The 20,318-nt window shown below is 65.1% G+C and carries 20 protein-coding genes; 7 read left to right on the top strand and 13 right to left on the bottom strand.

Features of this window, described 5'->3' with window-relative positions:
- The first annotated feature begins 59 nt into the window (after positions 1–59).
- The 7 genes from IEW98_RS02030 to IEW98_RS02000 all read left to right on the top strand — a co-directional run bounded on the left by IEW98_RS02030 (position 60) and on the right by IEW98_RS02000 (position 7,462).
- Entirely contained in the window at positions 60–839 is a 780-nt protein-coding gene (locus IEW98_RS02030; RefSeq protein WP_188761236.1) for an enoyl-CoA hydratase-related protein, read from the top strand.
- Positions 836–1,288 (top strand): hypothetical protein, encoded by a 453-nt coding sequence (locus IEW98_RS02025; RefSeq protein WP_188761235.1) that lies wholly within the window; start codon positions 836–838, stop codon positions 1,286–1,288. The genes IEW98_RS02030 and IEW98_RS02025 overlap by 4 nt, the downstream gene beginning before the upstream one ends.
- Before the next feature lie 9 nt (positions 1,289–1,297).
- Positions 1,298–3,325, top strand: a complete 2,028-nt coding sequence (locus IEW98_RS02020) for an acetyl/propionyl/methylcrotonyl-CoA carboxylase subunit alpha (RefSeq protein ID WP_188761234.1) — start codon at positions 1,298–1,300, stop codon at positions 3,323–3,325.
- Positions 3,326–3,548: 223 nt separating this feature from the next.
- On the top strand, positions 3,549–4,712 hold the full coding sequence (locus IEW98_RS02015; RefSeq protein WP_188761233.1) for an isovaleryl-CoA dehydrogenase: 1,164 nt from the start codon (positions 3,549–3,551) through the stop codon (positions 4,710–4,712).
- Positions 4,709–5,221, top strand: a complete 513-nt coding sequence (mobA, locus tag IEW98_RS02010; RefSeq protein ID WP_188761232.1) for a molybdenum cofactor guanylyltransferase — start codon at positions 4,709–4,711, stop codon at positions 5,219–5,221. The genes IEW98_RS02015 and mobA overlap by 4 nt, the downstream gene beginning before the upstream one ends.
- A gap of 145 nt (positions 5,222–5,366) precedes the next feature.
- The gene (locus tag IEW98_RS02005; protein WP_188761231.1) at positions 5,367–6,587 is read left to right on the top strand and encodes a glutamate carboxypeptidase; all 1,221 of its coding nucleotides are present in this window, start codon (positions 5,367–5,369) and stop codon (positions 6,585–6,587) included.
- A complete protein-coding gene (locus IEW98_RS02000; protein WP_188761230.1) occupies positions 6,587–7,462 on the top strand; it encodes a DMT family transporter in 876 nt (291 codons plus the stop codon). Before IEW98_RS02005 ends, IEW98_RS02000 begins: the two co-directional genes overlap by 1 nt.
- Before the next feature lie 103 nt (positions 7,463–7,565).
- Here the strand turns inward: IEW98_RS02000 and fabZ are convergent, their stop codons facing one another.
- The 13 genes from fabZ to IEW98_RS01935 form a co-directional block, all read right to left on the bottom strand.
- On the bottom strand, positions 7,566–8,066 hold the full coding sequence (gene fabZ / locus IEW98_RS01995) for a 3-hydroxyacyl-ACP dehydratase FabZ (protein WP_188761229.1): 501 nt from the start codon (positions 8,064–8,066) through the stop codon (positions 7,566–7,568).
- Complete coding sequence (locus IEW98_RS01990; protein WP_188761228.1) at positions 8,063–8,635, bottom strand: OmpH/Skp family outer membrane protein; 573 nt, start codon at positions 8,633–8,635, stop codon at positions 8,063–8,065. The genes fabZ and IEW98_RS01990 overlap by 4 nt, the downstream gene beginning before the upstream one ends.
- Entirely contained in the window at positions 8,635–11,202 is a 2,568-nt protein-coding gene (gene bamA / locus IEW98_RS01985) for an outer membrane protein assembly factor BamA (RefSeq protein WP_243450523.1), read from the bottom strand. Before bamA ends, IEW98_RS01990 begins: the two co-directional genes overlap by 1 nt.
- 83 nt (positions 11,203–11,285) lie before the next feature.
- Positions 11,286–12,419 (bottom strand): RIP metalloprotease RseP, encoded by a 1,134-nt coding sequence (gene rseP, locus IEW98_RS01980; protein WP_371870733.1) that lies wholly within the window; start codon positions 12,417–12,419, stop codon positions 11,286–11,288.
- Positions 12,420–12,424: 5 nt separating this feature from the next.
- Complete coding sequence (locus IEW98_RS01975) at positions 12,425–13,582, bottom strand: 1-deoxy-D-xylulose-5-phosphate reductoisomerase (RefSeq protein ID WP_188761226.1); 1,158 nt, start codon at positions 13,580–13,582, stop codon at positions 12,425–12,427.
- Positions 13,582–14,376 (bottom strand): phosphatidate cytidylyltransferase, encoded by a 795-nt coding sequence (locus IEW98_RS01970; RefSeq protein ID WP_188761225.1) that lies wholly within the window; start codon positions 14,374–14,376, stop codon positions 13,582–13,584. The genes IEW98_RS01975 and IEW98_RS01970 overlap by 1 nt, the downstream gene beginning before the upstream one ends.
- A gap of 7 nt (positions 14,377–14,383) precedes the next feature.
- Positions 14,384–15,115, bottom strand: coding sequence for an isoprenyl transferase (locus IEW98_RS01965; protein WP_188761446.1), 732 nt, complete (start codon positions 15,113–15,115; stop codon positions 14,384–14,386).
- Between the two features lie 2 nt (positions 15,116–15,117).
- On the bottom strand, positions 15,118–15,687 hold the full coding sequence (gene frr, locus IEW98_RS01960; RefSeq protein WP_188761224.1) for a ribosome recycling factor: 570 nt from the start codon (positions 15,685–15,687) through the stop codon (positions 15,118–15,120).
- Between the two features lie 5 nt (positions 15,688–15,692).
- Positions 15,693–16,415: a UMP kinase gene (pyrH, locus tag IEW98_RS01955; protein WP_188761223.1), complete on the bottom strand. Its 723-nt coding sequence runs from the start codon at positions 16,413–16,415 to the stop codon at positions 15,693–15,695.
- A 109-nt stretch (positions 16,416–16,524) separates the two neighbouring features.
- Positions 16,525–17,451, bottom strand: a complete 927-nt coding sequence (tsf, locus tag IEW98_RS01950; protein WP_188761222.1) for a translation elongation factor Ts — start codon at positions 17,449–17,451, stop codon at positions 16,525–16,527.
- A 132-nt stretch (positions 17,452–17,583) separates the two neighbouring features.
- Complete coding sequence (gene rpsB, locus IEW98_RS01945; RefSeq protein ID WP_188761221.1) at positions 17,584–18,441, bottom strand: 30S ribosomal protein S2; 858 nt, start codon at positions 18,439–18,441, stop codon at positions 17,584–17,586.
- A 307-nt stretch (positions 18,442–18,748) separates the two neighbouring features.
- Entirely contained in the window at positions 18,749–19,927 is a 1,179-nt protein-coding gene (locus IEW98_RS01940; protein ID WP_188761220.1) for a PQQ-dependent sugar dehydrogenase, read from the bottom strand.
- Positions 19,928–19,985: 58 nt separating this feature from the next.
- Entirely contained in the window at positions 19,986–20,306 is a 321-nt protein-coding gene (locus IEW98_RS01935) for a 2Fe-2S iron-sulfur cluster-binding protein (RefSeq protein ID WP_188761219.1), read from the bottom strand.
- Positions 20,307–20,318: the final 12 nt, after the last annotated feature.

Raw genomic sequence — 20,318 nt, 5'->3', positions numbered from 1 at the left:
CCCACCATTGCCTTTCCCCCCCGTTCGCCTATCCCTGAACACCAGATCGGGACCCCATCATGCTGACCAACACCATCGACGACCGCGGCATCGCCCGCGTCACCCTCGATCGCCCCGAACGCCACAACGCCTTCGACGAGGCGCTGATTGCCGCCATTACCGATGCCTTCCAGTCACTTGGTAAAAATCCCGCCGTCCGCGCCATCATCCTCTCGGGCAACGGCAAATCCTTCTGCGCCGGCGCCGATATCGCCTGGATGCGCCGCGCCGGCGGCTGGACCGCCGCCGAAAACCGCGCCGACGCCCTCAAGCTCTCCGACATGCTGCAAACCATCGATACCTGCCCCAAGCCGGTCATCGCGCTCGTCCACGGCAATGTCGCCGGCGGCGGCGTCGGCCTGGTCGCCTGCGCCGACATGGTCGTCGCCATCGAAGGTGCGCAGTTCCGCCTCTCCGAGGTCCGCCTCGGCCTCACCCCCGCCACCATCTCGCCGTTCGTCGTCGCCAAGACCGGCGCCTCCCACGCCCGCCGCTGGTTCCTCACCGCCGAAGGCTTTGGTGCGACTGAAGCAAAAGCCATGAACCTCGTCCACGAAACCGCCCCCGATGCCGCGACCGCCGACGCCATAATCGCCAACTGGCTCGTCCATCTCGCGGCGGCCGCGCCCGGTGCCGTCGCCGACGCCAAAACTCTGGTCGCCGACGTTGCAGGCCGTCCCATCGACAAATCCTTGCGCGAAATCACCGCCGACCGCATCGCCGCCAGGCGCACTTCGGACGAAGGCCGCGAAGGCCTCGCGGCCTTCTTCGACAAGCGCAAACCGGAGTGGAACGCATGATCCGCCGCCTCGCCTTCGCGCTCGCGCTCGCCGCCGCACCCGCCGCCGCGCAAAACCACCACGCCGAAGTCGCCGCCGCTCTGTCCGCCTTCATGCACAGCATCAACACCAACGACGCCGGCGCCTTCCTCGCCGCCCAGCAGCCAGGCACCCTCATCCAGATCCAGCGCTTCAAGCCCGATGGCAGCTCCAACCTCGAAGTCTTCCCCGCCGCCGAGTTCGCCGCCCGCATGCGCGCCCGCATGGGCACCGCCATCGACGAGCGCCTGATCGACCCGCAAATTCTTGTCACCCGCGATTTCGCCCATGTCTGGGCCCCCTACAGCCTCGATATCGATGGCAAGCGCAGCCATTGCGGCGTTGATTCGTTCGGCTTCGTCAAGACCCGCGGCAAATGGCTGATCAACTCCCTCGCCTGGACCGCCGACTCCACAGGTTGCCCGAAATGAGCCCCACCCATGCATAAACTCCTCATCGCCAACCGCGGCGAGATCGCCCGGCGCATCATCCGCACGGCGCACGCCATGGATATCGCCACGGTCGCGGTCTATTCCGATCCCGACGCCGCCTCGCCGCACGTCCGCGAGGCCGGTCAGTCGGTCGCCATCGGCCCCGCCGAAGCCCGCCCCTATCTCGATATCGACGCCATCATCGCCGCGGCCAGGCGAACCGGCGCCGACGCCATCCACCCCGGCTACGGCTTCCTTTCGGAAAACGCCGATTTCGCCAAAGCGGTCCGCAAGGCCGGGCTCATCTTCGTCGGCCCACCCGAAGCCGCGATGCGCGTCATGGCGCTGAAAGACTCCGCCAAATCCGCAATGAAAAAGGCCGGTGTTCCCATCACCCCCGGCTACCAGGGCACCGACCAGTCGCTTGTCCGCCTCGAGCGCGCCGCCGAAGGCGTCGGCTTCCCGCTGCTCATCAAGGCCGTTGCCGGCGGCGGCGGCAAGGGCATGCGCGCCGTCCACGACCCCGCCGAATTCCAGGACGCCCTCATGGCCGCCCAGCGCGAAGGCCAGAACAGCTTCGGCAACGCCGGCGTCATGCTCGAAAAGCTCATCCAGCGCCCGCGCCACGTCGAGGTCCAGGTTTTCGCCGACCGCCACGGCAATGTCGTCCATCTGTTCGAGCGCGACTGCTCGCTGCAACGCCGCCACCAGAAAGTCATCGAGGAAGCCCCCGCCCCGGGCCTCAGCGACCGCCTCCGCCACACGCTTGGGATAGCGGCTGTCACCGCCGCCACCGCCATCGCCTATGAAGGTGCCGGCACCGTGGAATTCATCCTCGATCTCGATGCCGTCGACGCCAATGGCGACCCCGCCTTCTACTTCATGGAGATGAATACCCGCCTCCAGGTCGAACACCCGGTCACCGAGTGCATCACCGGCTTCGACCTCGTCGAATGGCAGCTCCGCGTCGCCCGCGACGAGATGCTCCCCGCCAGCCAGGAAGCCATCGCCGTCACCGGCCACGCCGTCGAAGCCCGCCTCTATGCCGAGGATCCGGACAGCGGCTTCCTGCCGTCCACCGGCACGCTCACGCGCCTCGATTTCGGCACCGGCGCAGCGCACAGCGGAGCCGCAAACAAAGATGCAGAAGGTGTTCGCATCGACACCGGTGTCGAAACCGGCAGCACCATCGGCCTCGACTACGACCCGATGATCGCCAAGGTCATCGCCTGGGGTCCCAACCGCGGCATCGCCATCGACCGCCTCGTCGCGGCACTCGGCGGCACCATCGTCGAGGGCCTCAAATCCAATCGCGCCTTTCTCGCCCGCCTCGCCGACCACCCGGCGTTTCGCGACGGCGACGTCGACACCGGCTTCATCGTCCGCCACGCCGACGCCCTCGCCCCGGCATCGGCCGTCCCCGAAACCGCACTTCTCCTCGCCGCCCTTGCCGCGGTCCTGCCTGAAACCCCAGCCGCACCTGCCGCCTCACCCTTTGCGCGCTCGGGCTTCCGCCTCAACCTGCCCGAGGAACGCAGTTTCCGCTTCTGGACCGGCGACACCATGTACGCCCTGACCGTCCGCGCCGCCGGCGATCATCGCGCCCGCGCGGCGGGGAGTGGCCGCTTCCGCCTCGCCGGCCTCGAAACCATCGCCGAAGTCGGCGCGCGCCGCGAAAACGGCGGCATCGTCGCCGACATCGGCGGCCGCATCGTAACCGGCAACATCGTCACCGGCCCCGATGCCGTCGAAGTCCGCCTCGGCGGCCAGACCTACATCCTCAGCCGCCGCGCCCCCCGAAAGGACGCCGTCACCGGTGCCTCCGACGGCCGCATCATCGCCCCCATGCCCGGCCGCGTCCTCGCCGTCGACGCCATCGCCGGGCAGGCGGTGGCAGCCGGCGACCGCCTCCTCGTTCTCGAAGCGATGAAGATGGAACACCGCATAACCGCCCGCGCCGCCGGCACCATCACCGCCGTCCACATAACCGAAGGCGACCAGATCGCCGACGGAATGCTGCTGGTGGAAATCGCCTGACTTTCAAAGGGTCGGGGGGGCCGCTACTTTCTTCCCCCCTCCCTATTTCTAGGGAGGGGTCGGGGGCGGGTTCACTTCCTCGCTTCCTCCCTAAACTCCCCTCCCTTCTTTAAGGGAGGGGCCGGGGGTGGGTGCTTCTTTCCTGCCCCCTTCCCCCGCCCCCCCAACCCGCCTAAACCACCGCCATGACCCACACCTCTCTCGGCAACGATCAGGCCCGCTGATGCTCTCCTCGCTCCGCTACGATCACGGCGAAACCATCGACATGCTGCGCGCCAGCGTCGCCGCCTTCGCCGCCGCCGAAATCGCGCCCCGCGCCGCCGAAATCGACACGTCCAACCACTTCCCGATGGACCTGTGGAAAAAACTCGGCGACCTCGGCCTCCACGGCATCACCGTCCCAGAGGCAGACGGAGGTCTCGGCCTCGGCTATCTCGCCCACGTCATCGCCATCGAGGAAATCAGCCGCGCCTCGGCCTCGGTCGGCCTTAGCTACGGCGCCCATTCCAATCTCTGCATCAACCAGATCGCGCGCTGGGGCACCGCCGAGCAAAAGGCGAAATATCTCCCCAGCCTCATCAGCGGCGACCATGTCGGCAGCCTCGCCATGTCCGAATCCGGCAGCGGTTCCGACGTCATCTCGATGAAGCTCCGCGCCGAAAGGAAGGGCAACGACGCCTATCTCCTGAACGGCAACAAGTTCTGGATCACCAACGGCCCCGACGCCGACACCCTCGTCGTCTATGGCAAGACCGACCCCGAAGCCGGGCCGCGCGGCGTCACCGCCTTCCTCATCGAGCGCGGCATGAAGGGCTTCAGCACCGCGCAGAAACTCGACAAGCTCGGCATGCGCGGCTCCAACACCTGCGAGCTGGTATTCGAGGATTGCGAAGTCCCCGCCGAAAACATCCTCGGCGGCGTTGGCATGGGCGCCAAGGTGCTGATGTCGGGTCTCGACTATGAACGCGTCGTGCTCTCCGGAGGCCCATTGGGCATCATGGCCGCGTGCATGGACGTCGTCGTCCCCTATATCCACGACCGCAGCCAGTTCGGCCAACCCATCGGCACCTTCCAGCTGATGCAGGGCAAGCTCGCCGACATGTACGTCGCCCAATCGACCGCCCGCGCCTACACCTATGCCGTCGCCCAGGCCTGCGACCGCGGCGAAACCACCCGCAAGGACTCCGCCGGCTGCATCCTCTACAGCGCCGAAAAAGCCACCTGGATGGCGCTCGAGGCCATCCAGTGCCTCGGCGGCAACGGCTATATCAACGACTACCCGACCGGGCGGCTCTTGAGGGACGCCAAGCTGTATGAAATCGGCGCCGGCACCAGCGAAATCCGCCGCTATCTGATCGGCCGCGAGCTGTTCAAAGAAACCGCTTGAGACTCCTCGGTGCCGTCCTCGCAGGCGGGAAATCGAGCCGCTTCGGCTCCGACAAGGCGCTCGCCCGCCACCAGGGCGTCGCTCTCATCGACCATGTGATCAACGCCCTCGCCCGCGAAGCAGGCGCCGTCGTCGTCGTCGGCCGCGACTACCCCAACATGACCGGCATCCCCGATTGGCCAAACCCCGGCCTCGGACCCCTCGGCGGCCTCTGCGCCGCCCTGCGCCACGCCGCCGCAACCGGCTACAACCACGTCCTCACGGCAGGCTGCGACCTGCCCAACCTGCCCCCCGACCTCGCCCGCAGCCTGTCCCCCGCCCCGGCCTATGCGCTCGGCCAACCCACCATCGGCCTCTGGCCCACCACGCTCGCCAGCGCCCTCGGCGACCACATCCTCGCCGGCAACCGCTCGGTCCACGGCTGGGCCGAAGCCTGCTACGCCCACGCCATCGACCTCGGCAAGCTCGCCAACATCAACACCGCCGCCGACCTAGCCGCGCTGCGCTGACCCCCTGCCCCTCTCCCGCCCGCGGGAGAGGCGAGAGACGCGCCAGCGGCCCGGGTGAGGGTGCACCCGCTCGCGCAATATAACGCACCGCCTTTGCAACGCCCCAACGCCCGACTAACACTCCCCGCACATCCGGGGAGCCACCATGACCAAGCCAATCCACCACCTCGCCGCCATCGCCGCAATCCTCGCAGCCCCCGCCACCGCAAAAATCGACCCCACCCTCCTAAAGGCCGCCACCGCCGAAGCCCCAGCCGTCACAAAAACCCTCGAGAGCCTCGTCAACATCGAATCCGGCACCGGCGACGCTGAAGGCATGGCGGCGCTGGGCACCCTCATCGAAACCGCCCTCAAGGCCCAAGGCGCCAAGGTCGAACGTGTCGCCCCCCTCCCCATCTCCAAGGGCGACATCATCGTCGGCCGCCTCACGGGCACCGGCCGCAAGAACCTCCTCCTGCTCAGCCACATGGACACCGTCTACCAGCGCGGCGCTCTTGCCAAGGCCCCCTTCCGCATCGAGGGCGGCAAAGCCTACGGCCCCGGCATCGCCGACGACAAGGGCGGCATCGCCGTCATCCTCCATGCGCTCAAGCTGCTAAAACCCGCCGACTACGGCTCCCTCACCATCGTCATCAACACCGACGAGGAAAAGGGCTCGCTCGGCTCCGGCGCCATCATCACCGAACTCGCCCGCGGCAAGGACGCCGTCCTCTCCTTCGAACCCACCACCATGCCCGAACAGCTCTGGCGCGCCACCTCGGGCACCAACACCGTTACCGCCGTCATCAAGGGCAAGGCCTCCCACGCCGGCGCCGCCCCTGAACAAGGCATCAACGCCCTCGTCGAAGCCGCCCACGTCATCGAGGCCACCCGCGACCTCGATCAGGGCCCCGGCAAGCTGCGCTTCAACTGGACCGTCATCGGCCAATCCCCCGCCGGCGTCCGCAACATCATCCCCGACAACATCACCCTCGTCGGTGACCTGCGCACCTCCACCACCGCCCAGTTCGACACTTTCAAGGCCGAAATCACCCGCCGCCTTGCCAAACCCTCGCTCCCCGGCGCCGAAATCCAGCTCGAAGTGCGCGTCAACCGTCCGCCGTTCACCGCCACCCACGCCAGCGACGCCCTCATCGCCCGCGCCCGCGCCATCTACGCCGATCTCGGCCACCCACTCGAAATCGAGCCCCGCTCCGGCGGCGGCACCGACGCCGGCTACGCAGCCCTGGCCAACGTTCCCGTAATCGAATCCCTCGGCCTTCCCGGCTACGGCTATCACACCGGCGCCGCCGAATATGTCTTCCTCGAAGCCGTCCCGCGCCGCCTCTACCTCGCCGCCGAACTCATCCGCCAACTCGGGAAATAATGCCAAATACCCGCCCCATCGCCTTCGCCCAGGCCGCCGCCGGCATCGGCAGCCTGTGCCTGATGGACGTCGTCGTCAAACACCTCGCCGGAAGCGTCCCCGTCCCACAAATCACCCTCGCCCGCTACACCACCGGCACCGCCCTCGCCCTCCTCGTCTGGAATTGGCAGGGCCGCCAACCCCTCACCCGCGAAATGCTCCCCCTCCATCTGGTCCGCGGCATCCTCATCGCCTCCATGGCGCTCGCCTTCTACTGGTCGCTCACCAAGCGCCCCCTCGCCGAAACCATCACCCTGTCCTTCATCGCTCCGCTCCTCGTCCCGCCCCTCGCCAGCCTCGTCCTCGGTGAACGCATGCAGCCCCGCATCCTTGCCGCCGTCGGCCTCGGCTTCATCGGCGTGCTCGTTACCGTCCAGGGCGCCCCCGATTTCAGCGGCGACCGCCTCCTTGCGCTTGGCGCCGTCCTCTACGCCGCCATCGCCTACGCCGGCGCGTCGGTCCTCCTCCGCGCGCGCGCCGCCAGCGACGGCGCCACTATCGTCACCCTCATGGGCGCCGCCATCCCCATGCTCGTCCTCAGCCCGGTTGCCATCGGTGCCCCCCTCCCCGACATCCCCCTTCTCGGCTGGTTCATGCTGCTCGGTCTGATCGGCAACATCGGCATGCAGTTCCTCTCCCGCGCCTACGCCCATATCGAGGCGCAAACCCTCGCCGTCATGGAATTCACCGCCCTCCCCTGGGCCGCGTTCTTCGGCTGGATCTTCTTCGCCGAACCCGTCCGCCCGCAGGTCTGGATCGGCGCCGCGATCATCCTGGCCGCATGCCTATGGGCGAGCCGCAGCGAGCGCGTGCCGGCGATCATCCCGAGCGAGTAAGGCCCGCGCGTACCGACGCTGTCATCCCGGGCTTGACCCGGGATCCAGTTTCTTCGGCGCTCAAATAAAAATGGGATCTGGGGCCAAGCGGCAACCCTGAACCTCAACCCACCTCAGGCGGATCCGCAATCATCGCCGTAAAGCTGCACTCGGCCACCAGCTTGCCGGCAATCTCGGCCCGCCCGCTGAACTTGCTCACCCGCCCCCGGTTCTGGGTAAAAGCCACCTTCAGATCGAGCAAGCACCCCGGCTCCACCGGCGCACGGAACTTCGCCGCCTCGATCGCCATGAAGTAAACCAGCTTGCCCTTCCCCGCATCCCCGAGCGTTCGCAGCGCCAGCACCCCGGCAGTCTGCGCCAGCGCCTCGACGATCAGCACGCCCGGCATGATCGGCCGTCCCGGAAAATGCCCGGCAAAAAACGGCTCGTTGATCGTCACCGCCTTGATGCCGCGCGCCGACACGCCGGGGACAATGTCCTCGACGCGATCGACAAGAAGCATCGGAAAGCGATGCGGCAGCAGCGCCATTACCGCGTTGATATCCGCGGAAGACGCGTCCGCAAGAATATCCGCGGAAGACGCTGCTGCCGAAGTGTCGCTCATCGCGCGGCGGGGGTCGCCGGAGCCGCCGTCGAAACGCGCGGCAGCGACTTGTCGAGGCGCGCAACGACATCGTTGGTCACATCGACGCTTGCCGAATGCTGCAGCGTCGCACCTTCGGCGAGCGCGATCGAAGCACCGCGCTCCTTCATGATCGTCGTGATGATCGGCTGCGCGCCGTCATTGATCTGCTTGAGCACGAACTGGCGGCTCGCCTGGAAATCCTGCTCGCGCTTGGCCAGTTCGGCTTCTGCTTGGGTCTTGCGGGTCTGGAAATCCTTGGCCTTCGTCTCCCACGCGGTGATCGCCGCAGGCGTCGCCGCCTGTGCCGGGCGCGTCGACACCAGGGTCTGCTCCTCGGTGCCGAACGACGTGCGCAGCGAGGTGACGCGCGCCTGGATGCTGTCGAGACGCGTCTTCAGCTCGGTCTGCGCCTGGCGACCAGCGGCGGTCGACTGGAACACCTTGTCCATGTCGACGATGATGATGACCGCTGGCGGCAGCGTCTGGGCGGCAACCGGAGCGGCAATGGCGGCGGTGGCAAGCGCCACGGCAGTAAGCATGGTCTTCATCAGAATTGAGTCCCTACGTTGAATTGGAATAGCTGGGTATCGTCGCCTTCCTGCTTAAGGACGGCTTTGGCGAGATCGAAGCGGAACGGTCCGAACGGTGAATTCCACGAGACACCGACGCCGACCGACAGGCGCGGACTCGGCGAATCGCCTAGGAACACTTCCTGGAAACCCGACGACGAACCGTTGAACGGCAGGCAATCCGGCCGCGCCGTCGTCGGACCATTAAGGCAGGTCAGCTGCGGTGCCTTGACGTTCCACAGCGCGCCCATATCGGCAAAGATCGACGGCCGCAGCCCCAGCTCCTCACCGCTGGAACCCAGCGGAATCTGGATTTCGGCACGCGCCAGGTAATAGGCCTTGCCGCCGATCGCATCGTCCTGGACCTGTTGGCGATCGGTGATCGGCGTTCCCGAGGCATCGAACATCTGGCGCAGCACCCGCGGCCCGACACCGCGGATGTTGAAACCGCGCATCTGCGGCTGTCCGAGGAAGAAGCGATCGGTCAGCAGCACGTCATTGCCGCCATAACCGGCGATATAGCCCGCCTCGCCGCCCAGATTGAGAACGAACCCGGTGCCGAACAGCGCGTGATACCAATCGTAATTGGCGCGCGTACGCAGATACTTCACGCCCGTCGGAATACCCGCAAGATCCTGGCTGAGCGAAAATTTCTGCCCGGTCGAAGGCCGCCGCGGATTGTTCACATTGTTGAACAGGATCGAATAGCCGATCGACGAGATCGTCCGCTTGCCCAGCGCTTCGCACAGGAACCGGCCGGCCAGCAACGGATCGCACCGGCCGTTGGTGAAGAACACTGACTCGTCGAGACTGATTTCCTCGAACGACAGCCCATACCGCAACGACGCCGCCCAGAACTCGGTGATCGGAAAGCCGGTGCGCACCTGAAATCCCGTCGAAACCTGCGTGTAGGTGGTGTTGCGTTGGCTGCCGAGCTGGTTGAACGAGCGATAATCGCGCCGGAACACGTCGAACCCGAGCGCCAGGTTGCGTCCGAACAAATAAGGCTCGGTAAAGCCCGCCTCGATCGACCGCGAATAGCTCGAAAGATTGGCCGAAGCGCGCAATTCCTGGCCACGGCCGCGGAAGTTGCGCTGGCGGATCGACAGCGACAGGATGAAGCGCTCGAGGCTCGAGAAACCCGCCGAAACCTGCAATTCGCCGGTCGGGCGCTCCTGCACGACGGTATCGAGGATGACCTTGTCGGGCGCCGAACCCGGCTTCTGCTCGATCTCGAGCTTGTCCTGGAAATACCCCAGGCCCTGCAGCCGGTCGCGCGTCCGCTTGACCTTGATCGAGTTGAACGCATCGCCCTCCGCCAGCCGGAACTCGCGGCGGATGACCGTATCGACCGTCACCGTGTTGCCGCTGATCTGGACCTTTTCGACATAGACGCGCGGCGCCTCGCCGATCTGGAAGACCACATTCATCTCGCGCTTGTCCTTGTCGCGATCGAACTGCGGCCGCACATCGGCAAAGGCATAGCCCAGCAGCCCGGCGGTCTCGGTCAGGCCCTCGACGGTATTTTCGATCTTCTGCGCATCATACCAGTCGCCCGGCTTGATGGTGATCAGTGCCTTGAACTCGTCCGACTTGATGTCGCGGATCTGGCTTTCCAGGTCGACCTTGCCGAACTTGTACCGCTCACCCTCGTCGAGCACATAGGTCACGATGAAATCGCGGCCATCGGGGGTCAATTCGGCCACCTGCGACACGACGCGGAAATCCGCATAGCCGTTGGTCAGATAGAACTGCCGCAACTTCTGCTGGTCGTACGCCAGCCGATCGGGGTCATAGGTATCGTTCGACGAGAAAAACCGCCACGGCCGGGACTGTTTGGTCGCGAACGCCTTGCGGATGTCGCCCTCGCTGAACTTGTCGTTGCCCAGGATGTTGATCTGGCGGACCTTGGACTTGGGCCCTTCGGTCATTTCGAACACCACGTCGACGCGGTTCTGCTCGAGCTGGACGATCTTGGGCTCGACAGCAGCAGCGAAACGTCCTGACCGGCGATACAGTTCGAGAATGCGCCCGACATCGGCGCGCGCCTTCGACCGGGTGAAGATCTGGCGCGGTGCCAGGCGGATTTCTTCGCGAATCTTGTCTTCCTTGACCCGCTTGGCGCCCTCGATGATGATCCGGTTGATCACCGGATTCTCCTTCACCTCGACGGTCAGCGCGCCATTGTCGTCGCGGATCGTCGCATCGGCGAACAATTCCGAGGCAAACAGCGCCTTCAACGCCGTATCGGTGCGATCGCGATCGTAACGATCGCCGATATTCAGATTGAGGTACGACCGCACCGTCTCGGGTTCGAGCCGCTCGGTGCCGCGCACGATGACGGCGCGCACCACGCCGGCATTGGCGGCAGTCTCGGGCAGGGCCGTGGCTTCACGCGACGCCGCCGCAGCCGCTTCGGCCTCGGCGGTCGGCTGCGCCGGCTGCACGTCGGGACGCCGTGGTTGCTGGGCGTTCGCAGACGCTCCCATCAGCGCCGGCGAACCCAACATCGTCGTAATGAGCAGTAATGAGACCCGGCGGCGCATATTCTGCCCCCGCTGCCCTTGGCAATGCTTCACGCTTTGATCGTCCTTGCTGCCACCCGCCGCATCCACATCGATTATATCCGTCAACTCAACCATCCCGAAAGCCGGTCCCAAACCCCGACCGACCCCAGGTCATTCCATGTCAACACGGCCATCAGCGTCATCAGCGCAGCAAATCCCGACATGAAGGCCAGTTCCTGCACACGAGCGCCGATCGGCTGCCGTCTGATGGCTTCGACCGCGTAAAGCACAAGATGGCCGCCGTCCAGCATCGGGATCGGCAACAGGTTGATGAAACCAAGGTTGATCGAGAAAAACGCCATGAAAGCGATAAATGCCAACACGCCGAGCGACGCCTGCTGCCCGGTGACTTGCCCGGTCTTCAACGGCCCGCCCAGTTCATCGAGGCTGCGTTGCCCGGTGACGACCTGCTTCAATGTCGACGCGATGCTACCGGTGATCGAGATCGTATCGCTGATCCCATAACCCACCGCTTCGAACGGGTTGACGCGTTCGATGACCTTGTCGCCGCGCGCGATGCCCAGTTGGCCATGCCGGCTGATGTTGCCGAAGCCATCGTTGCTCTTCACCATGGCCGGCACGATGGTGAGGATCTTATCGCTGCCGCCCCGCGCGATCACGACGCGCATCGGCTCGCCGGTGCTGATCATCACCGTGTTGACGATATCCTCGAAGCGGCCGATCGCCTCGCCATCGATGCTCACGATACGATCGCCGGCGACGATGCCGGCCTTGGCGGCGGCGCTGCCCGGCTGCACCATGGATACCACCGGTGGCGTCAGTGGATGGCCGAGCGCCATGTAGAAACCCGCCAGGATGAGAATGGCAAAGGCGAAATTGATCGCCGGCCCTGCTGCAACGACGATGGCGCGCTGCCACAACGGCTTCGAAACAAACAGGTCGGCACGCTCGGCCGCGGGCAGCGCCAGCACTTCGGGCGACGGCTGGCTGGCCTCGTTCATGTCACCGGTGAATTTTACGTAACCCCCGAGCGGAACGAGATTGACCTTCCAGCGGGTGCCGCGCTTGTCGTTCCAGCCGAACAACTCGCGGCCGAATCCGACAGCAAACGCATCGATCTTGATGCCGAACATCCGCCCCGCGAGGTAATGCCCGCCCTCGTGGACGACGACGAGCACCGCCACCATCAATATGTACGTGAGCAGCGTAAAGCCGAGGCCGGGCTGGGGCAGCAATTCGGTCATCGCGTGCGCAACTCCACTTGAACACCAGCCGCGGCGCGCGCCGCCAGGTCGATCTCGAGGACTTCGTCCAGGCAACCGACCGGCCCCGAAGCCACCGTCGCCAGTGTTTCGGCCACGATTGTGTCGATATCGAGGAAGCCGACTTTCCCGGCGATGAACGCCGCCACCGCGACCTCGTTTGCCGCATTCAGGATGCACGGCGCCGACCCCTCGGCGCGCATCGCATCCCAGGCCAGTTTCAAGCACGGAAATCGCTCGAAATCGGGCGCTTCGAATTCCAGCCTGCCGATCGCACACAGATCGAGCCGCGTCGCCGGCGTCGCGATCCGCTCGGGCCACGCCATCGCAAAGGCGATCGGAATCCGCATGTCGGGCGTGCCCAATTGCGCCAGCACCGAGCCGTCGACATATTCGACCATCGAGTGCACCACCGACTGCGGGTGCACCACGACATCGAGCCGATCGATGCCGACCGGGAACAGATGATGCGCCTCGATCAGTTCGAGCCCCTTGTTCATCAGCGTCGCCGAATCGACCGAGATCTTGGCGCCCATCGACCACACCGGATGCCTGCACGCATCGGCGACCGAGGCCTGCCCCATCTCAGTCCGCGTCCAGGTCCGAAACGGCCCGCCGCTGCAGGTCAGGATAATCCGCTCGACGCTGCCCGGCTGGTCGTGGTCGAAACACTGGAAGATCGCATTATGCTCGCTGTCGACCGGCAACAGCACCGCCCCCGAAGCCCGCGCCGCCGCCTGGACCACCGGCCCAGCGCACACCAGCGTCTCCTTGTTGGCAATCGCGATCGTCGCCCCGCGCTCGACTGCGGCCAATGTCGGCTTCAATCCCGCCGCGCCGACGATCGCCGTCAGCACGATATCCGAAGGCCGCCGCGCCGCCTCGCAGATCGCCTCGGGCCCGGCCGCCGCCTCGATCCCCGATCCCGCCAGCGCCTCCTTCAACGCGCCATAGGCCGCCGGGTCACCGACCGCGGCAAACTTCGCCCCGCAAGCGCGCGCCGCATCGGCCAGCGCCTGGGCATTGCCGTTCGCCGTCAGCGCCTCGACCTGCCAGCGCCCGGGGTTGCGCGCCACGAGGTCGAGCGCCTGCTGCCCGACCGAGCCGGTGGCGCCCAGAATCGCGATCCGCCGCATCAGCCGGCCCAGCCCGAAACCGCAAAAAATGCCGCTCCGGCAATCGCCACCGGGACCAACCCGTCGAGCCTATCCATGACGCCGCCATGGCCCGGCAGCAGCGAACCCGAATCCTTGACCCCGGCGCGGCGCTTCAACCAGCTCTCGAAAAGGTCGCCCAGAATCGACAAGACCGCAAACATACCCGCGACGGGGATGAAAAGTACCGCGCCGTGCCCATCGATCGACGACAAATAGCCGATGGCCAGCCCGCCACACACCGCCATCGCGCCCGCAATTCCCCCAAATGCCCCGGCCCAGGTCTTGTTCGGACTAATCGACGGCGCCAGCTTCGCCCCGCCAATTGCCCGCCCGGCAAAGAACGCAGCGATATCGGTCGCCCAGACACTGACCAGGACAAACACCGTCGCCGGCAGTCCCAACGGCAATTCACGAAGCCATATCAACGCGATAGCAGGCAGGCCGCAATACAGCACGCCAAAGACCGTCGAAACACCCGTCGACCGGCTGAACCCCGTCCCGCTACGCGCCGAAAACAGCCCCAAAATCGCCGCCCCTGCCGCCAACGCCATCAGCGCCTCGGCCGTAGAAACCAACGACATCAACGCGATAGCCCCCGCAAGCAATATCAGCCCGGCCAATCGCACGCCGCGTGTCATCCGCTGCATGACTGCCCATTCGGCAAACATCACCAGCGTGCCTGCCGCAACTAAAGCCAAGAATGCCTGCCCGCCAAGCCACACCGCAGCCAGCGCCACCGCCACCAGCGCGGCGCCGGTAGCAACCCGCAACATCAATGGGTTAGCGCCCGCCAAAGCGCCGCTCACGCGTCGCGAACTCGGCGACCGCCTCGGCCAACGCCGCGCGATCGAAGTCGGGCCACAAGGTATCGGTCGCCACGAACTCGGCATAGGCCGACTGCCACAGCAAAAAATTCGACAGCCGCATCTCGCCCGAAGTCCGCAGCACGAGGTCCGGCGGCGGAAGTCCAGCCGTATCAAGCCTTTGCGCCAATATCTCGATACTGATCGTTGCCGGATCGAGCCGCCCCGCCGCGGCCGCGACCGCCAGACCACGCGCCGCACGAACCAATTCGTCCTGCCCGCCGTAATTCAACGCCATGATCAACGTCAGCTTCGTATTCGCACCCGTAAGCACCCGCGCATCTTCAAGCAACCTCACAAGGTCGGGCTTCAACGCCTTCCAATCGCCGATGAAATCAAGCTTCACGCCGTTCTTGTGCAGGTCCTTGATCTCGGACCGGATATAATGGTGGAGCAACCCCATCAAGTCGGCGACCTCTTCGGCCGGCCGTTTCCAGTTTTCGCTCGAAAAAGCATACAGCGTCAGGATCTCGATCCCCAGGTCAGGCGCCGCCTCGACCACCCGCCGCACGGCTTCGACCCCGGCCCGATGTCCCGCAACCCGCGGCAATCGCCGGGCTTTCGCCCAGCGACCATTGCCGTCCATGATGATGGCAAGATGGCGCAGGCCGGACCCGTCAACACCCGTCGCTGGAGAAACCGCCGACAGCGTCACTTTCCAAGGATTTCCTTTTCCTTGGCATTCGCCGCCGAATCGATGTCGGCGACCGCCTTGTCAGTGATCTTCTGCAATTCGGCTTCAAACTTCTTCTGCTCGTCCTGGCTGATCTTGCCTTTTTTTTCAGCAGCTTTCAGCGTTTCCATACCGTCGCGCCGCACGTTCCGCGCGGCGATCTTGGCCTTTTCGGCATAAGTGCTGGCCAACTTAGCCATCTCCTTGCGGCGCTCCTCGGTCATGTCGGGGATCGGCAGCCGCAGCGTCTGGCCATCGGTGATCGGGTTCAGCCCGAGCCCGGCCGACCGAATGGCCTTTTCGACCGGCGTCACATTCGATTTGTCCCAGACCTGGACGCTCAGCATCCGCGGCTCGGGCGCCGTCACCGTCGCGACCTGTGACAGCGGCATCGCCGAGCCATAGACTTCAACCGTTACCGGATCGAGCAGGCTGGTATTCGCCCGCCCGGTCCGCAGACCCGCCAAGTCATGCTTCAGCGCGTCGGTCGCACCGGCCGAACGCCGCTCGAGATCGGCCTTCCACGGTCCTGCTTCGAATTCAGCCACAGGCGCTATCCTTCCGTTGTAACGATCGTCGAGGTGCCTTCGCCGCGCAAAACCGCCGCCAAAGTGCCCGCCTCGCGGATGTTGAAGACCACGATCGGAATATTATTGTCACGGCACATCGAAACCGCGCTGGCGTCCATGACCTTCAGATCATCGGACAGCACGCGTGAAAAACTCAATGTTTCGTAGCGAGTTGCCGTCGATACTTTCTTCGGGTCGGCATCATAGACGCCGTCGACCGAAGTCCCCTTGAACAGCGCATCACAGTTCATTTCCGCCGCCCGCAACGCCGCGCCGGTGTCCGTCGTGAAAAACGGATTGCCTGTCCCAGCAGCGAAGATCACCACGCGGCCTTTTTCGATATGCCGCTCGGCACGACGCCGAATATAGGGCTCGCACACCGAAGGCATCGGGATCGCCGACTGCACCCGCGTCTCGATGCCGACATTCTCAAGCGCGTTTTGCACCGCCAGCGCGTTCATCACAGTCGCCAGCATGCCCATGTAATCGGCCGAGCCACGGTCGAAACCCTTGGCCGCCGCCGCCAACCCACGGAAAATATTGCCGCCGCCGACGACGAGACAGATCTCGTAACCCGCCTCGACCGCCAGCTTCACTTCACCGGCAATGCGCGCGGTCTCGGCCGGATCGATGCCGTACTGCCCCTGCCCCATCAGCGCTTCGCCAGACAGTTTGAGCAGGATTCGCTTGAAACCGGACCGTGGCATGATGCTGAAACTACTCCCCTGGGTCCGCTTTGTCGCGGCACCCTAGTCAGACCGCGCCGCCAAGCCAAGCGACTTGGACGCGGTCCTCATGGACCGCGTCCAATCGAAATTACAGCCCGGCTGCTGCTGCGACTTCGGCCGCAAAATCCTTTTCCTCGCGCTCGATGCCTTCACCGAGTTGGAGACGCACGAAGGTCTTGACGGTGATCGGGACGCCGGCAGCCTTGGCGGCCGCAGCAACGATGTCGCCGACCTTGGACTTGCCGTCGATGACGAAAACCTGCGTCATCAGGGTGTTTTCCTGCGCGTACTTGCGCACGCCGCCTTCGATCATCTTCTCGATGATCTCGGCGGGCTTACCCGAGGTCGACGCCTTTTCACGTGCGATCGCACGCTCGCGCTCGACCAGCAAAGGGTCGAGACCCGTTTCGTCGAGGGCCAGCGGGTTTGCTGCTGCAATGTGCATGGCGATCTGCTTGCCGAGGGGCTCAAGCACATCGGCAGGCGCCGACGATTCGAGACCGACGAGCACGCCGATCTTGCCGAGGCCCGAAGCCGTGGCGTTGTGGACATACGACGTCACGATGCCCTGGTCGACTTCGACGATGGCGGCGCGGCGCAGCGACTGGTGCTCGCCGATGGTCGCAACGTTGTGGGTCAGCTTGTCGTGCACGCTGCCGTCGCTATCGGGATACGCTGCCGCCAGCAAGGCCGCGACATCGGTGCCGAGTTCGGCCGCGATCTCGGTGACCGTGCGAACAAAACCCTGGAAGGTCTCGTTCTTGGCGACAAAATCGGTTTCCGAATTGACTTCGACCATGGCGCCACGCTTGCCGGCAACCGTCACGCCGATCAGGCCTTCTGCCGCAGTACGGCCGGCCTTCTTGGCGGCAGCGGCCAGACCCTTGGTGCGCAGCCAGTCGATCGACGCTTCCATGTCGCCGTTGTTTTCGTTCAGCGCCTTCTTGCAATCCATCATGCCTGCGCCGGTACGGTCGCGCAGGTCCTTCACCATGCTGGCGGTGATATCGGCCATGAACTGACTCCTTGGTTCGGGTCTGCGGTCGCTAAACGACCGATTTGATAATTCTTTGCGGAAACGGCCGGATGCAGCATCTGCACCCGGCCCGTTCGCTTGTTGTCACCGGCCAATCGCCGGCAACGATCGTCAGGCCTGGGTCTGCGCCTCGGCGTCAGCGACATCGACCGCGGTAACCGCTTCGACAGCGGCTTCCATCGTTACCGGAGCAGCTTCGACAGGCTCTTCAGCTGGCGCCGCAATCGCGAATTCAACCGGTGCTTCGTCCTGTGCACCAAGGTCGATGCCGCGATCCGCAGCACGGCCCTGGCGCGCTTCGATTACCGTGTCGGCGATCGCGTTGACGTACAGCAGGATGGCGCGGCTGGCGTCGTCATTGCCCGGAACCGGGAAGGCGATGCCCGAAGGATCGGTGTTGGTGTCGAGAATGGCAACGACCGGGATACCCAGGACATTGGCTTCCTTGACGGCCAGCTCTTCCTTGTTGACGTCGATGATGAAGATCACGTCGGGCAGGCCGCCCATGTCGCGAATGCCGCCGAGCGAAAGCTCGAACTTGTCGCGCTCACGCGTAAGCTTCAAGATTTCCTTCTTGGTCAGGCCGACCGTGTCGCCTGCCAGCTGCTCTTCGAGCTGCTTGAACTTCTTGATCGAACCGCTGATGGTCTTCCAGTTGGTCAGCATGCCGCCGAGCCAGCGATGGTTGACGTAATGCTGGCCCGAACGGCGAGCCGCTTCAGCGATGGGATCCTGCGCCTGGCGCTTGGTGCCGACGAAAAGCACCTTGCCGCCGGCCTGGACCGTGCCGCGGACGAAATCGAGCGCGCGAGCGAACAGCGGAACGCTCTGCGACAGATCAATGATGTGAACGCCGTTGCGATCACCGAAGATGTAAGGCTTCATCTTCGGGTTCCACCGGTGAGTCTGGTGTCCAAAGTGAGCGCCGGCTTCCAAAAGCTGCGCCATAGTCACGACGGGTGCCGCCATAGTCTTTCTCCTCTATCCGGTTAAGCCGCCGCAGGGGATGTTCGAATTTCTCCGACACCGGATGGGCAAGGCCCCTGCGTGTGTGTTTGTGGAGCGGCGCGATTAGCGGCACCGGCCCCCGACGTCAAGAAGGCTCGTTGCCAATGGCCGGTTTAGGCCGAAATCGAAGGCTAGTATTCGTTAACATTTTCCGCATTTTCCGCTTTCGCCGTTTTTCAGTGCCACGCCCGGGGCTGCGTGAGCTGTCCCGGGCGCTGGTATCGCGGAATAGCGGAAGTGGCGCGTGTAGGACAGGCCGGAGCCTCGATCAGCCGGCGGGGGTCAGCTTCAACAGCTTGCCGTTGGCGTCGTCGGTCAACAGGTACAGCGCTCCGTCCGGCCCCTGCACGACATCACGAATACGCTCGGCGCGATCGGTCAGCAGCCGCTCCTCGCCGACGACCTTGTCGTTCCGCATCACCAGCCGCACCAGCGCGGTGGACGACAGCCCGCCGATGAAGAAGTTGCCCTGCCATTCGGGAAACAGGCTGCCCGAATAGATCGCCATGCCCGACGGCGAGATCACCGGGTCCCAATAATAGACCGGCTGCTCCATGCCCGCCTGCGCGGTAATAGCCTTGCCAACCGGCTTGCCCGAATATTCCTCGCCGTAGGTGATCGTCGGCCAGCCATAATCCTTGCCCGGCTTGACCAGATTGAGCTCGTCGCCGCCCTTAGGCCCCATTTCGACCTCCCAGACCCGGCCTTGCCCATCGAGCGCCGCCGACAGAATGTTGCGATGCCCGATCGACCAGATCTCCGGCCGCGCCCCTGCCTTGCCGGCATAGGGATTTCCCTTGGGCAGTGATCCATCGCGGTTGATACGGACCATCTTGCCGAAATCGCTGCCGAGGTCCTGCGCCTGCACCCGGCCCGGCAGAATCGAGCGCTCGCCCATCGTCACCATCATCGTGCCATCGGCGGGGAACACCAGCCGGCCGCCCGAGTGCATGGTCGAATCGAGCGTCGGCTGCACCCGGAACACGACCTCGACCGCCGAAAGCACCGGCGCGGCTGCGGTTCCGCCCAGCTTGCCGCGCGCCACCGCCAGTCCGTTGCCGCCGGTGCGCGGCTCCGAATAGATCCAATAGACAAATCCGTCACCCGGCACTGCCACCCCGAGCATGCCGCCCTGGTCGCGCGCATCGACCGCCGGCGTTCCCGTTACCGGCGCCGACTTGCTGCCATCCGTGCCGATGATCCGCAGCGCGCCGGTCTTTTCGCTGACCAGCATCCGGCCATCGGGCAGGAACGCCAGCCCCCATGGCTTGCTCAGCCCGGTGGCGATCTCGGTCACCGCCAGCTTCGTCCGCGTGGTGACCGCTTCGGCGCGCGCCTGGCCGGCGAACGCAGGCTTGAACGCCGGCACATTCGGCGAGCCCTGCACGACCGGAGCCGCCATCGCCGGCACCGAAGCCAGCAGCAGCGAGAAAAGAGCGATGCGCATATCGAGGCGTCCTTTGATTGGTCTGCAGGTTTAACGCTGCCGACCCGAAAGGTTCCTCCTAGTGCTGCGACTCGGGCATGGAAACCACCAGCCCCTCAAGACCGTCGCTGGCGAATATCTGGCACGCCAACCGGCTGTTTTCCTGCAACCCGTCGGCGAGATCGAGCATCGCTTCCTCGCTCTCGCTGCGCTCGCCGATCTTGCCCATCCAGCCATCGGCGACATAGACATGGCACGTCGCGCACGCCGCGTTGCCGCCGCAATCACCGTCGATGCCGGGGACGCCGTTCTGCAGCGCCCCCTCCATCAAGGACACGCCGTCGGCGACGTCCACGGTATGCGGCGTGCCGTTGAATTCGATATATGTAACGTGAGCCATTTTCGGTCCTGG

The sequence above is a fragment of the Sandarakinorhabdus glacialis genome, assembly GCF_014643455.1.
In the GTDB taxonomy this organism is placed as follows: Bacteria; Pseudomonadota; Alphaproteobacteria; order Sphingomonadales; family Sphingomonadaceae; genus Sandarakinorhabdus; species Sandarakinorhabdus glacialis.
Note: the sequence above shows the minus strand (reverse complement) of the source record. Positions and strands in the feature narration are given on the sequence as shown.

Coding starts and splice junctions, on each gene's coding strand:
- rpsB (WP_188761221.1), bottom strand. CDS start 18,441: ATGGCGGCACCCGTCGTGACTATGGCGCAGCTTTTGGAAGCCGGCGCT.
- IEW98_RS01940 (WP_188761220.1), bottom strand. CDS start 19,927: ATGCGCATCGCTCTTTTCTCGCTGCTGCTGGCTTCGGTGCCGGCGATG.
- IEW98_RS02000 (WP_188761230.1), top strand. CDS start 6,587: ATGCCAAATACCCGCCCCATCGCCTTCGCCCAGGCCGCCGCCGGCATC.
- pyrH (WP_188761223.1), bottom strand. CDS start 16,415: ATGCCACGGTCCGGTTTCAAGCGAATCCTGCTCAAACTGTCTGGCGAA.
- IEW98_RS02005 (WP_188761231.1), top strand. CDS start 5,367: ATGACCAAGCCAATCCACCACCTCGCCGCCATCGCCGCAATCCTCGCA.
- IEW98_RS01990 (WP_188761228.1), bottom strand. CDS start 8,635: ATGAAGACCATGCTTACTGCCGTGGCGCTTGCCACCGCCGCCATTGCC.
- IEW98_RS02030 (WP_188761236.1), top strand. CDS start 60: ATGCTGACCAACACCATCGACGACCGCGGCATCGCCCGCGTCACCCTC.
- IEW98_RS02025 (WP_188761235.1), top strand. CDS start 836: ATGATCCGCCGCCTCGCCTTCGCGCTCGCGCTCGCCGCCGCACCCGCC.
- IEW98_RS01970 (WP_188761225.1), bottom strand. CDS start 14,376: ATGTTGCGGGTTGCTACCGGCGCCGCGCTGGTGGCGGTGGCGCTGGCT.
- fabZ (WP_188761229.1), bottom strand. CDS start 8,066: ATGAGCGACACTTCGGCAGCAGCGTCTTCCGCGGATATTCTTGCGGAC.
- tsf (WP_188761222.1), bottom strand. CDS start 17,451: ATGGCCGATATCACCGCCAGCATGGTGAAGGACCTGCGCGACCGTACC.
- IEW98_RS01975 (WP_188761226.1), bottom strand. CDS start 13,582: ATGCGGCGGATCGCGATTCTGGGCGCCACCGGCTCGGTCGGGCAGCAG.
- bamA (WP_243450523.1), bottom strand. CDS start 11,202: ATGCGCCGCCGGGTCTCATTACTGCTCATTACGACGATGTTGGGTTCG.
- IEW98_RS01935 (WP_188761219.1), bottom strand. CDS start 20,306: ATGGCTCACGTTACATATATCGAATTCAACGGCACGCCGCATACCGTG.
- IEW98_RS02020 (WP_188761234.1), top strand. CDS start 1,298: ATGCATAAACTCCTCATCGCCAACCGCGGCGAGATCGCCCGGCGCATC.
- IEW98_RS02015 (WP_188761233.1), top strand. CDS start 3,549: ATGCTCTCCTCGCTCCGCTACGATCACGGCGAAACCATCGACATGCTG.